This window comes from Staphylococcus simiae (genome assembly GCF_017357005.1).
Lineage (GTDB): Bacteria > Bacillota > Bacilli > Staphylococcales > Staphylococcaceae > Staphylococcus > Staphylococcus simiae_A.
In genome coordinates, this window is record NZ_CP071589.1 from 1,515,017 (window position 1) to 1,530,723 (window position 15,707).

General features: G+C 31.7%; 13 protein-coding genes, 1 riboswitch and 1 other annotated feature. All 13 genes read right to left on the reverse strand.

Features of this window, described 5'->3' with window-relative positions; translation table 11 throughout:
• Positions 1–324: 324 nt before the first annotated feature.
• Complete coding sequence (clpX, locus tag J3R86_RS06815) at positions 325–1,587, reverse strand: ATP-dependent Clp protease ATP-binding subunit ClpX (RefSeq protein WP_207516650.1); 1,263 nt, start codon at positions 1,585–1,587, stop codon at positions 325–327.
• A 248-nt stretch (positions 1,588–1,835) separates the two neighbouring features.
• Entirely contained in the window at positions 1,836–3,137 is a 1,302-nt protein-coding gene (tig, locus tag J3R86_RS06820; RefSeq protein WP_207516651.1) for a trigger factor, read from the reverse strand.
• A 169-nt stretch (positions 3,138–3,306) separates the two neighbouring features.
• Entirely contained in the window at positions 3,307–4,230 is a 924-nt protein-coding gene (locus tag J3R86_RS06825; RefSeq protein ID WP_207516652.1) for a hypothetical protein, read from the reverse strand.
• 18 nt (positions 4,231–4,248) lie between these two features.
• Positions 4,249–4,857 (reverse strand): NUDIX domain-containing protein, encoded by a 609-nt coding sequence (locus tag J3R86_RS06830; protein WP_207516653.1) that lies wholly within the window; start codon positions 4,855–4,857, stop codon positions 4,249–4,251.
• 252 nt (positions 4,858–5,109) lie between these two features.
• Entirely contained in the window at positions 5,110–5,466 is a 357-nt protein-coding gene (rplT, locus tag J3R86_RS06835; protein WP_002465063.1) for a 50S ribosomal protein L20, read from the reverse strand.
• A gap of 46 nt (positions 5,467–5,512) precedes the next feature.
• Positions 5,513–5,713: a 50S ribosomal protein L35 gene (gene rpmI / locus J3R86_RS06840; protein ID WP_207516654.1), complete on the reverse strand. Its 201-nt coding sequence runs from the start codon at positions 5,711–5,713 to the stop codon at positions 5,513–5,515.
• 28 nt (positions 5,714–5,741) lie between these two features.
• Positions 5,742–6,269 (reverse strand): translation initiation factor IF-3, encoded by a 528-nt coding sequence (infC, locus tag J3R86_RS06845; protein ID WP_002465061.1) that lies wholly within the window; start codon positions 6,267–6,269, stop codon positions 5,742–5,744.
• 28 nt (positions 6,270–6,297) lie between these two features.
• Positions 6,298–6,426 (reverse strand) — a sequence feature (ribosomal protein L20 leader region).
• A 60-nt stretch (positions 6,427–6,486) separates the two neighbouring features.
• A complete protein-coding gene (locus J3R86_RS06850) occupies positions 6,487–7,986 on the reverse strand; it encodes an amino acid permease (protein WP_207516655.1) in 1,500 nt (499 codons plus the stop codon).
• 161 nt (positions 7,987–8,147) lie between these two features.
• Positions 8,148–8,322: riboswitch (Lysine riboswitch) on the reverse strand.
• Positions 8,323–8,847: 525 nt separating this feature from the next.
• Entirely contained in the window at positions 8,848–10,788 is a 1,941-nt protein-coding gene (thrS, locus tag J3R86_RS06855) for a threonine--tRNA ligase (RefSeq protein ID WP_207516656.1), read from the reverse strand.
• 451 nt (positions 10,789–11,239) lie between these two features.
• Entirely contained in the window at positions 11,240–12,160 is a 921-nt protein-coding gene (dnaI, locus tag J3R86_RS06860; protein WP_207516657.1) for a primosomal protein DnaI, read from the reverse strand.
• Positions 12,160–13,554 (reverse strand): replicative helicase loading/DNA remodeling protein DnaB, encoded by a 1,395-nt coding sequence (locus J3R86_RS06865; protein WP_207516658.1) that lies wholly within the window; start codon positions 13,552–13,554, stop codon positions 12,160–12,162. The genes dnaI and J3R86_RS06865 overlap by 1 nt, the downstream gene beginning before the upstream one ends.
• Entirely contained in the window at positions 13,555–14,025 is a 471-nt protein-coding gene (nrdR, locus tag J3R86_RS06870; protein ID WP_095092752.1) for a transcriptional regulator NrdR, read from the reverse strand. It abuts the gene before it with no gap.
• A 423-nt stretch (positions 14,026–14,448) separates the two neighbouring features.
• Positions 14,449–15,474 (reverse strand): glyceraldehyde-3-phosphate dehydrogenase, encoded by a 1,026-nt coding sequence (locus tag J3R86_RS06875; protein ID WP_207516659.1) that lies wholly within the window; start codon positions 15,472–15,474, stop codon positions 14,449–14,451.
• Positions 15,475–15,707 lie beyond the last annotated feature (233 nt).

A 15,707-nucleotide genomic window follows, 5' to 3' on the forward strand; every position in this document is an offset into this window, starting at 1 on the left:
AGGATTCTTTTGATGATTAAACTAAATAAATCTATGGTATCAATTGTTTTTATTAGACTTTACCCTCGCTTCACATACAAGCGAAAAATAAAGGATTAAAATGTTTATTATGTTAAGCTTCTGTTACCACTTTTAAATTTATAAAGTTGAATAAACAATTTTTCAATGTTGAGTCTTCATATTATAAGTATTGATACCTTACTTTTTTAAAACTTATATTTCCTTTCTTCAAGTTTCAAAAAAGTCTACGCCATTTAAAAAAGTCCCAAGTTACTTAATTAGTAGCTTGGGACTAAAATTCAACAATATTTTATTAATACGTTACTACGCTGATGTCTTACTATTATTAATTAGATTACCTTCTGAATCATATAAATCTGGTTCAACTTCATCATTAATTGTTTTATCAGTAATGACAACTTTAGCTACATCTTCTGTAGATGGCACATCATACATGATGTCAATTAATGCTTCTTCTATAATTGAGCGTAATCCACGGGCTCCAGTTTTACGTTCAATTGCTTTTTCACTAATTGCTGATAATGCTTCATCAGTAAATTCTAATTCAACATTATCTAATTCTAGCATCTTAGTATATTGCTTAACTAGCGCATTTTTTGGCTGAGTTAAAATATTCTTAAGTGCTGAGACATCAAGTGTTTCTAAATTAGCAACAATTGGTACACGTCCGATAAATTCAGGAATCAAGCCATAGGCTTGTAAATCTTCTGGACGAATTTGTGCAAGTAAAGCTTGTTCATCATACTTATCAGCTTCGTTACTTGAGAAACCAATAACTTTTTCACCTAAACGGCGTTTTATGACTTCATCAATACCATCAAAAGCACCACCAAGAATGAATAAAATATTTGTAGTATCAATTTGAATTAATTCTTGGTTAGGATGTTTTCTTCCACCTTGAGGAGGAACACTTGCTGTTGTACCTTCCAAAATTTTCAGTAATGCTTGTTGAACACCTTCACCAGATACATCACGAGTTATTGAAGTATTTTCTGATTTACGTGCAATTTTATCTATTTCATCGACATAAATAATACCTTTTTCAGCTTTATCTATATCAAAATCCGCTGCTTGGATTAAACGTAATAAAATATTTTCAACATCATCACCAACATAACCAGCTTCTGTTAAACTTGTTGCATCTGCAATAGCAAATGGTACGTTAAGTGTTTTGGCTAATGTTTGTGCTAATAATGTTTTACCACTACCTGTAGGACCAATAAGAGCTATATTACTTTTTTGTAATTCTACGTCATCTTCATTAGGTCCCAATTGTTGGATACGTTTATAATGATTATACACAGCAACTGCTAATGATTTTTTAGCTTTTTCTTGTCCAATAACATATTCATTTAAATGATCCATGATTTCTTTAGGAGTTGGTAATTCAGTTATCGCTTCTGAAGTATTTTGTGATAATTCTTCTTCGACGATTTCAGAGCATAATTCAATACACTCATTACAAATATATACGCCACTTCCTGCTACAAGTTTCTTAACTTGATCTTGATCTTTACCACAGAAAGAGCATTTTAAATTTTCTTCATCTTCATTGAATTTAAACATTCTATTTACACCCCTATTCGTTAAAGACTATACTAGATTGAATTTTACAATGCAACTTTATTACCTTACAATTTTTATGCTCAAATAACAAGGCTGGGACATTAAGTGTCTCAGCCTCATATTTGTGTTTCGACAATCATAGTTCAAAATATAATAATATATTTGTAAAAATGCATTGCCAGGCAAAAGCTGCAAGTTCACAGTTAAACATTGATATGCAACTTAACCTATATTAATTGTATTGATGATTAGTCTTCTTTAGTTGATTCAACTAATTTAGCATTGTCTCTTAATAAGTCAATAACTTTTTGGATACGAACATCATTTTTAATGATATCAGTGTTACCAAGTGTTTTCTTGATATCGTCAACTGAAATATTAAATTGTTCGCTCATTTTTTCTAATTCTTTATCAATGTCTTCATCAGTAGCTTCAATATTTTCAGCTTCTGCAATAGCAGTTAATGTTAAGTTTGTTTTAACACGTTGTTCTGCATCATCTTGCATTTGTTCTCTTAATTGATCTTCATTTTGACCTGAGATTTGGAAATATGTTTGTAAGTCTAAACCTTGTTGTTGAATTCTTTGACCAAATTCTGAAACCATACGGTCTAATTCAGTATCAATCATAGCTTGAGGAATTTCAATTGTAGCATTATCAGTTGCTTTAGTGATAGCTTCCTCTTTTTCAACATTTTCAGCATCTGTTGCTTTTTGTTCAGCTAGACGTTTACGTAAATTTTCTTTATATTCATCAACAGTGTTAGCTTCTGAATCTAATTCATTAGCGATTTCATCTGTTAATTCTGGAACATCTTTAAATTTAATTTCATTTACTTTTGTTTTAAAAGTAGCTTCTTTACCAGCTAATTCTTCAGCATGATATTCTTCAGGGAATGTAACTACAACATCTTTTTCTTCCCCAACTTTTAAGCCTTCTAATTGTTCTTCGAAACCAGGAATGAATGAACCTGAACCAACTTCAAGGTCGTAACCTTCAGCTTGTCCACCTTCAAATTCTTCTCCATCAACTGAACCGTTAAAATCAATGTTTACAGTATCACCATTTTCAACAGCGCCGTCTTCTTTAACTACCATTTCAGCTAAATGACCTAAACTATGATCAATTGCTTCTTGTAATTCTTCATCAGTTAATTCAGTATCTTGTTTTTCGATTTCTAAACCTTTGTAGTCACCTAATTTAACTTCTGGTTCAACTGTTACTGTTGCTTCAAAGATAAAGTCTTTACCTTTTTCAATTTGTGTTACATTTACTTCAGGTTGAGCGACTGGTTTAATTTCTGTTTCATCGATTGCTTCACCGTAAGCTTCTGGTAATAAAATATCAATTGCATCTTGATATAATGCTTCCACACCAAAACGCTGTTCAAAAATTGGACGTGGTACTTTACCTTTACGGAATCCTGGTACGTTAATTTGTTTAACTACTTTTTTAAATGCTTGATCTAGAGCTTTGTTTACTTTTTCTGCTGGTACAGTAACGGTTAATAATCCTTCGTTACCTTCCTTTTTTTCCCAAGTTGCTGTCATGTATATATACCTCCATGATTAACTATTTTATTTTTTCAACTTCCCTATTATATCATAGGTCTTTTTGCTACACAAACATTGGAATTGCAAGGTTTATATAACTAAATTCCAACTATTTTCGTCAAAACTATATTAAATTGGTTTTATTATTTTTGCAACAAATTCAACTTTAGTCATTTGCATCTAAACGTTGAATGAAATGCAGTATTTGTTCATTATTAATTTGACACTCTAGTCCAATCATCTTTTTAAAATAATATTGATATGCATTTATCCAATCTTCTACTTTAAATAGTGCATCGACTTTAATTGGATATAATAGAATTGAATGGTTATTCATAATTCTTTGCGCCTCATCTGAAATATGAAGGGCACCATCTTCAAGTCTCAATAATACTTCAGGTATGATGACATTAGTGTGAAGAGTATTTTCAATTCCAGTAAGTTTGTTAGGCACAATATTTAGTAATTGATCATATTTATTAATCTGTATGTCATCATCGCTATTAGCAAACCTCAAATATTCAAGCATCAAACTAATAATATTGTTGTTAAGTGATAAGTTCTCTATGATATTAATTACAGAATTCTTAAATTGATAATGACCATTATCCATTAACTTTAAGATAATTTGAGTTTGGTCTCTAGCCGATAATAAATGAAATTCACTCAGCATTTGAGACATTTCTTTTTCGTCAATAATTAATTGAGATTGCGCATATTCTTTAAGTGGAAATAATTCCATTCTAGTCATATGGTTATTGACTTCATCGATGATTTGATTAATTACTTCTACAGCTTCAAAATATTGGTGTAAACCTATTAAACTTTTGACATAATAAATCATTAAGGCATCATATTGTTGAATTCCTCTTTTTAACAAAACAATTGTTTCTTCTCTTAATTCTAAAAAAGAATCCATATGATAAAGCATACGACATTTAGTCATTGCTAATTGCTCATCTAACTCAAACTGACTTTCATATTGCGCTATCAGTTCATACATTCTGTCAAAATCTTGTCTTCTCTCAGCTTGGTTTATATCTTTTTTTAATTTTTCTGCTGATTGTGGGAATGGTATGATATCCGACACAATAGTCACCTCAATTATTTATAACTCTTGCAAAATCAATGAACTCCATGTTTCAAAGTCATCGTATGAGTCAATGCTTCCTTTTTCAACCCATTTGATACGTAATGTATCGGTTTCTTTTGCTTCAACATCATTTGAATTAACAGTAATTTTAAAAACTACACCAATATGAACTTCACCAACTTCATTAGTATCGTCATTGATAAAGCCAATATAGTCCATATTTTGTGAATCTTGAGATTGGATGCCAACTTCTTCTTCTAATTCTCTTTGAGCATTGACTCTTAATACCTCATTTATAGATTCAGCACCTGGGACATCATTCATATGTCCACCAACACCTATAGATGATTGACCGTGTAAACGTTCTTCACCACCGCCAGATAAACGTTCATAAACTAATATTTCTCCATGTTCATTTTCTAATAGACAGTACGATATTAATTGTTTATAGCGAGGGTCTTCCTCCATATCTCCACGACGTTTAACTTCATAATGTTTCAGTGCATCGAAAATATTTTGACCTGTTAACTTATTTTTACTTAAAAAACCATTAAAAGCATTTTTTTCATTATCGAATAAAGTCTTTCTTGGTACTACTATAATTTGTTCATCAAATTTAGACATTATGTGACTCCTTTTATTCTTTAATCTCTTACTTGCATTTTAGCAAAGAAATTATATTTAATCGATTAATATTAGGAATGGGCTACAATAAATTTTTCAAAAAATTTATTTCATAGATGTTGTTTTGTACATTAATATAAATTCTGCATATGGATTTTTGATAACGGGACTCCCCCTTAATAAGATAAAACTATTTTCCATTTAAATTCCAATAAAAAAAGAGATGACGAGTCATCTCTTTTACTAGTGATATTATTTTAAAGCATCTTTAGCTTTAGTTACTAATTCAGCAAATGCTTTGTCATCTGAAATAGCGATTTCTGATAACATTTTACGGTTAATGTCAATACCAGCTTTTTTCAAACCGTTCATTAAACGTGAGTAGCTCATTTCGTGTTGACGAGCTGCTGCGTTGATACGTGTAATCCATAATTTACGGAAGTCACGTTTACGTTGACGACGGTCACGGAATGCATATTGACCTGATTTCATTACTTGTTGTTTTGCTACTTTATATAATGTATGTTTTGAACCAAAGTAACCTTTAGCTAATTTGATCGTTTTTTTACGACGCGCTCTTGTTACTGTTCCACCTTTAACTCGTGGCATAAATAATTCCTCCTTAGGTAATTCCTACCGATTTCTATATTTGTTCTTATTTTTTATATGCTAATAATTGTTTTACACGTTTCATGTCGCTCTTAGACACTAATCTAGCTTTACGTAATTGACGTTTTTGTTTAGTGCTTTTGTTCGCGAATAAGTGAGATGTGAAAGCTCTTGAACGTTTTAATTGACCTGAACCAGTTCTTTTAACACGTTTAGCTGCTCCGCGGTGAGTTTTCATTTTTGGCATAATATATATCCTCCTGTGATAGCTTTAATTATTTTTCAGCTGTAGGCGCTAACATAATAAACATTTGGCGCCCGTCCATTTTAGGTTTTTGTTCAACAGTTGCGATATCTTTACATTCATCTGCAAATTTTTCTAACACACGTTGACCAATTTCCTTATGCGTAATGGCACGCCCTCTGAAACGAATAGAAACTTTACATTTATCGCCTTTAGATAAGAATTTACGTCCATTTTTCAACTTAGTTTGGAAGTCATGTTCCTCAATAGTTGGACTTAAACGAATTTCCTTAACATTGATAATTTTTTGTTTCTTTTTCATTTCTTTTTCTTTTTTCTGTTGTTCGAATTTGAATTTACCATAATCCATAATTCTAGCAACTGGTGGCTTCGCATTTGGTGCTACGACTACTAAGTCTAATTCTACACGTTCTGCCATTTCTAATGCTTCACGTTTTGATTTCACACCTATTTGTTCACCATCTTGACCGATTAAACGTAATTCTTTTGCACGAATTTTGTCGTTAATTTGAGTTTGATCTTTTGCTATGGTTGACACCTCCAAAATTTTTACGAAATTTGTACCAAGCAAAAAAGAAGAGCGAGTATTTAGCATACCCGCTCTTCTTATACACATTAAAATGTGTAACATGATTAACCTGCCAACTGCTTTATGCGTCGCTACAGGTGAGAAGCGGGTGCTTCTACTTGGTTCGTTTCGTATTCAACGTTGTTAATCATATCAACATTTCAAATATAAGTCAACACTATTTGTATTAATTATGATGTTTTATTTCTTCCATATCTACTTCTTGTCTTAAATCAACTTCAGATAATGGGATTTTTTTAGTTTTGTATTTAACTTTATGATAAATATAGAAAACTAAAAATACTGGAATACCCATATAAGTTATTAAGAATCTATTTAGATCAAAGTTACCTGTTTTAATAAAATCAACATCTTGGCCGATAATAACTAATACACAAAGTAAACCAGCGAATATCGGTCCAAATGGGAATAATTTTGCTTTATATTTCAATTTTGATTTATCATAATTTTGATAATCGAATGCACGTCTGAAACGATAATGACTAACTGCAATACCTACCCAGGCAATAAATCCTGTCAAACCACTTGCAGCTACAATGTATTGATAAGCGCCATCAGTTAATGTTTGTAAAACAAAGATGATAACAACTACGATTGCTGTTACTAATAAAGACATTAACGGAATACCACTTTTATTTGTTTTACCAAATGCAGGATAAGCTAATTTATCTTTACTCATTGAATACAGCATACGTGTTGATGCATACATTCCTGAATTTCCGGCTGACAAGACAGATGTTAAGATAACAGCATTCATAAATGACGCTGCAAAAGCAAGGCCAGCATTTTTAAATACTAATGTAAATGGTGATGTTGCAATATCATTGTCGCCACCCATTAATGCATTACTATCATATGGAATTAACATTCCAATAACAAAAATAGCTAAAATGTAGAATAATAAAATCCTCCAAAACACTTGCTTAATTGCTTTAGGTACTGCTCTTTCTGGATTTTCAGATTCACCAGCAGTAATACCGATAAGTTCTGTACCTTGGAATGAGAAACCAGCGATTAAGAATACACCTAAAATAGAAAGTAAGCTACCACCTAAATTACCACCTAATATAGGGCCTTCACCTTTCGTAAAGGTATCAAATCCAACGAATTCTCCACCCATAATACCTAATATTGTTAATAAACCAATAGCTATAAAGAATATAACTGTTATGACTTTAATTAAAGCAAACCAATACTCACTTTCACCATAAATACGAACCGAAAGTGAATTCAAGGCAAAAATAATCACTAAGAAAATGGAACTCCATACCCATGCAGGGATACCTTGTAACGGAGTCCAATATTGTATAACTTGTGCCGCGATGGTAATATCAGCTGCAACAGTAACAACCCAGTTAAACCAATAATTCCAACCTAATGCAAACCCTAAAGATGGATCCACAAAACGTGTAGCATAAGTACTAAATGATCCTGAAACAGGTAAATAAGTTGCCATTTCACCAAGTGATGTCATTAAGAAGAACACCATTGCACCTATAATTGCATATCCTATTAATGCACCAAGCGCTCCGGCATCATGGATTGCACCACCTGAAGTAACAAACAAACCTGTACCGATACATCCGCCAATGGCAATCATAGAAATATGTCGATCTTTTAATCCTCTTTTAACACCATTATTACTTTCATCTCTTACTTTCGTCATAAAAGCTCCCTTTCTATGCTTTAGAGGCTAGCCTGACTTAACCTTTTAACCTAGTAAATCATGTTAATTACCTTTAATTAGTCTTTAGTTAAACAAAAATTTACCATATTAAAAAAATGGCTACATACCTTAAAGATATGCAACCATTTTGGTTATTATCTATATAAGGTAGCACATCACAAACTGTGACAGTACAGTTTCTATTCGAAAACTGTCCCAATAAATACAACTTATGGGTTGTATTTATTTCGGCATTTTTACCTTTCACTTGTTCAACACATGTACCATAATACTTCTGACAAGTTAATATTTAAAAATGCAACCTCTAACTCAATTTATTATTTTAACTACCTTGTAATATACATGAAACGATTTATTTTGGCAACCCTATTCACTTGAGTGTGTGACAAAAATAAGTTTGCCTAAAATTTATCTTCTTACTTTCTATACAGCGAATGACTAAGGGGTGCAATATGTTGATTTACTAACATATTACACCCCAAATATTTACTGAGCTTGGGACCAAAACATTACACAGTTAATTTCAAACATTTGGCAGTAACTGTCTGGTTTGTAAATTGTTGATGTATCAATGTTTTACAAACCTAGTCAGTCTTGCCGGGGTGAGAGGGACCCGTCATAGAAAAATATAGGGATTACAATTGGTTGCTAACGCAACAATTGCATAAAAGCTACTAAAGATTAAAATCTAAGTAGCTTTAAATGTGCAAGACGGGCATATACGACATAAAGTTAATATAAAATTTATGTCTGTCCTACTCCCATTTCATGCTTTGTAATTCAGCCTCAAATACAATTTATTTCCTACCTGTGAAAACTTTAAGTATTGAGCAATTATCTTTATTTTCTATTCTTTTTCAAACGAATTTCATCTACTAAATTCCAGATAAACTCGTCTTTTTCCATTGTTTCTTGGTCTTGTGAACCATATTGACGTACATTAACTTCATTGTTTTCAACCTCTTTGTCACCAACAACAATTTGATAAGGGATTTTTTGCATTTGAGCTTCTCTAATTTTATATCCCATTTTTTCATTACGATCATCAATATTTACTCGTACACCTTGAGATTTTAATTCATCTTGCAGTTGACGTGCATAATCATAATGTAAGTCAACATTTACCGGAATAATTTTTACTTGTTTTGGTGCTAACCAAGTTGGAAACGCACCTTTAGTTTCTTCAGTTAAGAAAGCAACAAAACGTTCCATAGTAGATACTACGCCACGGTGAATAACCACTGGTTGATGTTGTTCACCATCTTGACCAATATATGTTAAATCAAAACGTTGTGGTAATAAGAAATCAAGCTGTGCAGTTGATAAAGTTTCTTCTTTTCCCATAGCTGTTTTTACTTGAACATCTAATTTAGGACCATAGAATGCTGCTTCACCTATGGCTTCTTCATATGGTAAACCAAGTTCATCAACAGCTTCTTTAAGCATAGCCTCAGCTTTATTCCACATATCATCATCGTCAAAATATTTTTCTTTATCTTCAGGATCTCTATAACTTAATCTAAAGCTATAATCTTCAAATCCAAAATCTTTATACACTTCAATAATCATATTCACTACACGTTTAAATTCTTCTTTAATTTGGTCAGGTCTTACAAAAATATGTGAATCATTAAGTGTCATACCACGAACACGTTGTAAACCAGATACAGCACCACTTGCTTCATATCTATGCATCATACCAAGTTCTGCAATACGAATTGGTAATTCACGATATGAATGAGGTTTATTTTTATAAATCATCATATGATGCGGACAGTTCATAGGTCGTAATACCATTGCTTCTGTTTCATCCAATTGCATTGGCGGGAACATATCTTCTCTATAGTGATCCCAATGACCAGATGTTTTATATAAGTCTACATTTGCCATAACTGGTGTGTAAACATGGTCATAACCCATACTTACTTCCTTATCAACGATATAACGTTCGATTTCACGTCTTATTGTCGCACCGTTTGGTAACCATAACGGTAAACCAGCACCAACTAATTGATTATTTGCAAATAGTTCTAAGTCTTTACCAATTTTACGATGGTCGCGCTCTTTGCGTTCTTCTAACATTTCTAAATGTGCTTTTAAATCTTTTTTATCAAAGAATGCTGTACCATAGATACGTTGTAACATTTTATTATCACTGTCACCACGCCAATATGCACCTGCAGTAGATAATAATTTAAATTCTTTAATTTTTGCAGTTGATGGCACATGCACACCACGACATAAATCCGTAAATTCACCTTGACTATATAAAGTAACATTTTCATCTTCTGGAATAGCATCAATTAATTCTAATTTATAAGGATCGTCTTTAAAGAATTCTTTTGCTTCTTCACGTGATACGACTTTGCGTTCGATTTTGTAATTTTCATTAACAATTTGTTTCATTGTTTTTTCAATTTCGTCAAAGTCATCAGATGAAATATTTTTTTCAATATCGAAATCGTAATAGAATCCGCCTTCAATGACTGGTCCTACACCAAACTTAACATCACCATATAAACGTTTTAAAGCTTGCGCCATTAAATGTGCAGTTGAATGACGTAAAACTTCAAGTGCTTCTTCGCTACCTGGTGTTACAATTTCAATTGCTCCGTCTACTTCTAATGGTCTAGTTAAATCAACTAGTTGACCGTTAAATTTACCAGCGACAGCTTTTTTACGCAATCCAGGGCTAATTGATTGTGCGATATCTTCAGTAGTTGTGCCTTTGTCAAAAGCTTTCTTATTACCATCTGGAAATTGAATATTAATTTGTTCCATATAAAACCCTCCTATAAAAGATTATGTCAATATCATCTGACCTCGTTAAAATAAATTGAATGCCTCCACGTATATGCATTTACTAAAATATTATCAAGTCATTTTCAGTTTTAAATAGATCGCATTACAAGCTAAAATGTTTCATTAATAAATGAATGATTCAAAAACTTATAACAAACAAAAAACCCCGTCCCTATACAAGGGACGAGGTTGTCGTGTTACCACCCTAGTTATTTAACATATTTATACTATGTTAAATATCTCTACATAAGATAACGGTCTTGAGCCGGGTGTTCATTACAAACACCTATAATGAAGTAGTAACAATTTAGTATAAGAACCATATTCTCAACGACTAATGGCTTTCTGTGTCATAGTGACTAAATTATCTTATCTTCAACTATTTCAACGATTTAGATTTGCCTTCATTATACACCATAAATTAAATTTTTCAATTGTTTCTATAATTTTCTCCGATTAAATAATAAGGTTGTGACAAAGACTTAATTCTTTCTATAATTCTTGCCGCTTTTGTTTTCTCTTCTCCATCTCGCGTAATTGCTAAATGATGTTCTAATTCATTGTAATTAAAATTAGAACTAAAGAATGTTGGTAATTCATGCACCATTCGATAGTGTAGTAATGGACCAATCACTTCATCTCTAACCCATGGTGTAACTTCTTCAGCACCAATATCATCTAACATCAAGACATTCGCTTCTCTCACACGCTGCAATTTGCTTTCAAAAGAACCATCTTTAAATCCACCTTTTAAAGTGCGTATAAATTCCGGAAGATAAACAATAGTTGAACTAATCTTTTTTGACTTAAGTTGATTAGCGATCGCACCTAATATAAATGATTTACCCGTTCCAAACGCCCCATATAAATATAAACCTTTAACTGTGTCACCATTTGTAATGGCCGTACAAATCTCATCAGCAGCCATAGCTACATCTAAGCGTTCGCGGTTAGTCATATAAATATCTTTTAACTTGGCATTTAAAGTATCACGTTGCATATGATGTGACGTGATTAATTGTGAGTCAAAGCGTTCCTCATCATATTTAATTTTACAAGGACATGGTAAATAACGAATTTTGATACGATTGTTTTCAATATACAACTCTGGCACATGCCCTTTGACAAAATTAGGACAATTTGCAAAAGTATGTCCATCATAATGTTTTTGTTGATCTTTATACTCTTGCAAGACATTTAAATCTTCATCAATCATAGCATTGGTTAATTCTGATTGATGTTGTTGTAAGAATGCTTTAACATCCGGGTCATTCACAACATCTTTTTTTATTTTGGCAATTCGTTGTTCTAAATCTTTAGATGACCCCATAATATTTTGGAAACTCTTCATTAATTGTCATCCTCCTCCCATTTTTTAGATAATCTAGCTAAAAATTCCTGTCGATCTTGTTCTAACTTTTGGTCATTTTGTTCATTGTCATTATTCGTCTTATTAGCTAATTCTCGTTCTGCCAACCATTTCGGTGTCTTTTCTTTAGAAATTAATTTGCGCTGGCGATGATAAGCTGAATTTTTACCACTTTGATAGTTACCATGATCTTGTTTTGGCTGGTTAACTTTTTTAGCGTAGTTATAAGCCTCTTTAGCAGTTTTAATATCTTTTTTCTTCCAATTTGATGCTATTTCAAATATATATGCTTTAGGTAATTTCATATCTTCTTTTAACATGACAAATTGTAGCAATACATTGATAACGCCAAATGACATCTTTTCACGATCTATTAACTCTTCAATCATTGCTTTTTGAGATATTGTTGGTTCAGATTCTGACCATGAAGCTAACATATCTATCGGACTTGTTTGCTCTAACAATTCAAACCAATCTTCTAAATTATCTTGTGGATTAAAATCTTCTTTTTGTGTTTGAGATTTAGCTTCGTTAGTTGTATTAACTTGAAGTTTAGGCATACGATTATCATGTTCTATTAAATAATAAGAGCGTGCCTCTTTTCTCATATCTTCAAATGATAACTGTTGTCCACTAGTAATTGACTTAAGGATTACATGTTTCATACCGTCTGGTGTCAACCCATATAGCGTTGCCAATTGAATAATTAATTGTTTAGCCTCTTTCGTAATAATTTCTTTGCTTATAAAATGCTTGCCTAACATTTGACTTAACATGTCAAAATCAAATGTCTCATCTGATAAATCCATACCTTGATAACTTTGATTTATCGGAATATCAGACGTGTCAATATCAACTTTAGTTGTTGGTACTTTAAAAACATCCGTAAAAGTTCTTGTCGTTTGTTTAAAAGCTGACAAATCTTTTTGCTGATATTCAAAATAATGTTTCAACTCTTGGAATCTTTTATGATCAACTTCACTATATAAAAAAATAGACAACATTGGATCATTAAAAAACAAATGCGCAGTGGGAGGTTGAATCAATTCATAGACAAATTGAGATTCTTCCTTATTATGCTTAACGAATGTTTTAACTAATCCAATTGCTTCTAGCAAATCCATTTGTTGTCTAAATTCTAGTAAATTTAATTTTAATTCATTCATAAATACGTAATGTGACAAATAATGGGAAGACGTTCTATGACGTTCCACAAATTGTGTCATAAAATGGTATAGTCCAATAGCTTTTGAACCAATCAATGGTGTAAACAATCGATTTAAGACATCCAAATGACTCTGATTCAATTCGAAATATTGTATCACTTCGAATTGATCTTGTGGTCTTAAACCAAATTCGTATGCTTGCAAACCCATTTAGTTATCACTCCGTTTATTGTCACTTAAAATACCTTGCATTGATGCTAATAGTTGATCAACATCTTTAAATTCTTTATATACCGAAGCAAATCTAACATATGATACTTGGTCAACATTCATTAATAAATTCATAACATGCTCTCCAATATCACGTGATGATACCTCTGTATGTCCTTCATCTCTTAATTGCCATTCTACTTTATTTGTAATGTCCTCTAATTGTTGAAATCTAACTGGTCTCTTTTCACAAGAACGTACTAATCCATTTAATATTTTATCTCTTAAAAATTGCTCTCTGGTACCATCTTTTTTCACTACTATTAATTGACTTACTTCAATATGTTCAAATGTAGTGAAACGTATACCGCAATTTTCACATTCTCTGCGACGACGAATCGCATTTATTTCTTCTGCATGTCTTGAATCAACAACTTTAGAATGTGTCGAATTACATTTTGGGCATTTCATTACATCACCATCTTTATTTTGATTATGCCTCATTATACTATAATTTAAGGTATGACAAAAGAAACGACTTTTCATTATCAAAATCAAGCAATAAAAATATAGCAAAACGATTCATTTATACAGTATTATGCAAGTTGTACACTAAGACGATATAGAAATAATCCCTAAGAAATAGATATATATTAATGCGTTGGTCGACACTTATGACAAACATACTTTTCGACAACAGTGTTTAAACAACTCAAAAGTATTAAAGCTTTGTTAAACAGATAAGTCTTATCACTGTAAAAAATAACAAAACACTTACACAAAGTTTATTAAGTATCCACCATTAGCCAAAGTTATTATTTAATCTAGACTAATTTTTGATGGACACAATCATTCAACTTTGCATAAGTGTTAAATCATTATCATTTATTTAAGTTAACTTGCATTAACCATTTTTTCAGAAGTCATTAACTGGCCAAGCTGTTTAGCTACATCAACTACTCTATTTGAATAACCCCATTCATTATCATACCAAGCAATCACTTTAACTTTGTTATTTCCCATAACCATAGTTGATTGAGCATCGATAATTGCTGAATGTGGATTAGTATTAAAATCAACTGAAACTAACGGTTCATGCTCAACTTCAACAATACCTTCTAAACCAGCATTTTCAAATGCTTTATTAACCGCTTCAGCAGTTACTTGTTGTTCTAAGTCAACAACTAAGTCGACTAATGAGACATTTTTCGTTGGTACACGTAAAGCCATACCATGTAATTTACCTTCTAGTTCTGGTAACACTTCTTTCAATGCTTTTGCTGCACCAGTTGAAGTCGGAATAATACTTTCATTACAAGAACGCGCACGTCGTAAATCTTTATGTGGATTATCTATATTTTTTTGATCATTTGTGATGGCATGAACTGTAGTCATTAAACCATTAATAATGCCAAAATTATCATTTAGAACTTTAGCTACAGGTCCGATACAATTCGTTGTACATGATGCATTACTAAAGATATCATATTGGTCAATATCTAATTGATTGTCATTAACACCTTTCACAATCATCTGTACATCTCCACCTTTTGATGGTCCTGTTAACAGTACTTTTTTAGCTCCTGCATTAATGTGTGCAATTGCTTTGTCACCATGATTAAATTTACCTGTAGCATCTATAACAATATCAATATCTAACTCATTCCAAGGTAAATTTTCAGGATTTCTATCAGCTACTAATTTGATTTCATGGTCTCCTACTTTCAAACCACTTTCTATAGGTTCTACTTTTACATCATATTTACCATGAGTAGTATCATAATTAATTAGATGAGCAATTGTTTCGGGAGGATAGCTCGCATTAATTGCTACTATATTTAAATCTTCTTGTTGTAAAGCAATTCTTAATACCATTCTACCTATTCTACCCATACCATTAATTGCAATATTTGTCGACATTAAAAGCACCCCTTGATTTTTATGTGTTATACTTTATGCAAATAGTATATCATAATAAAATATTTTTGAAAGCGTTTTCTTTAAACTTTTTAAAATTCTCTAACATATCTATTTTTATCTTATTAAGTATTTATCACAAAATGAAACTCACCATAACCAAATATGAACATATTAATAAACGCTTGCTTGAAATATTATTATGAGTGTTCACCATACCGATCTTTGTAGCTATT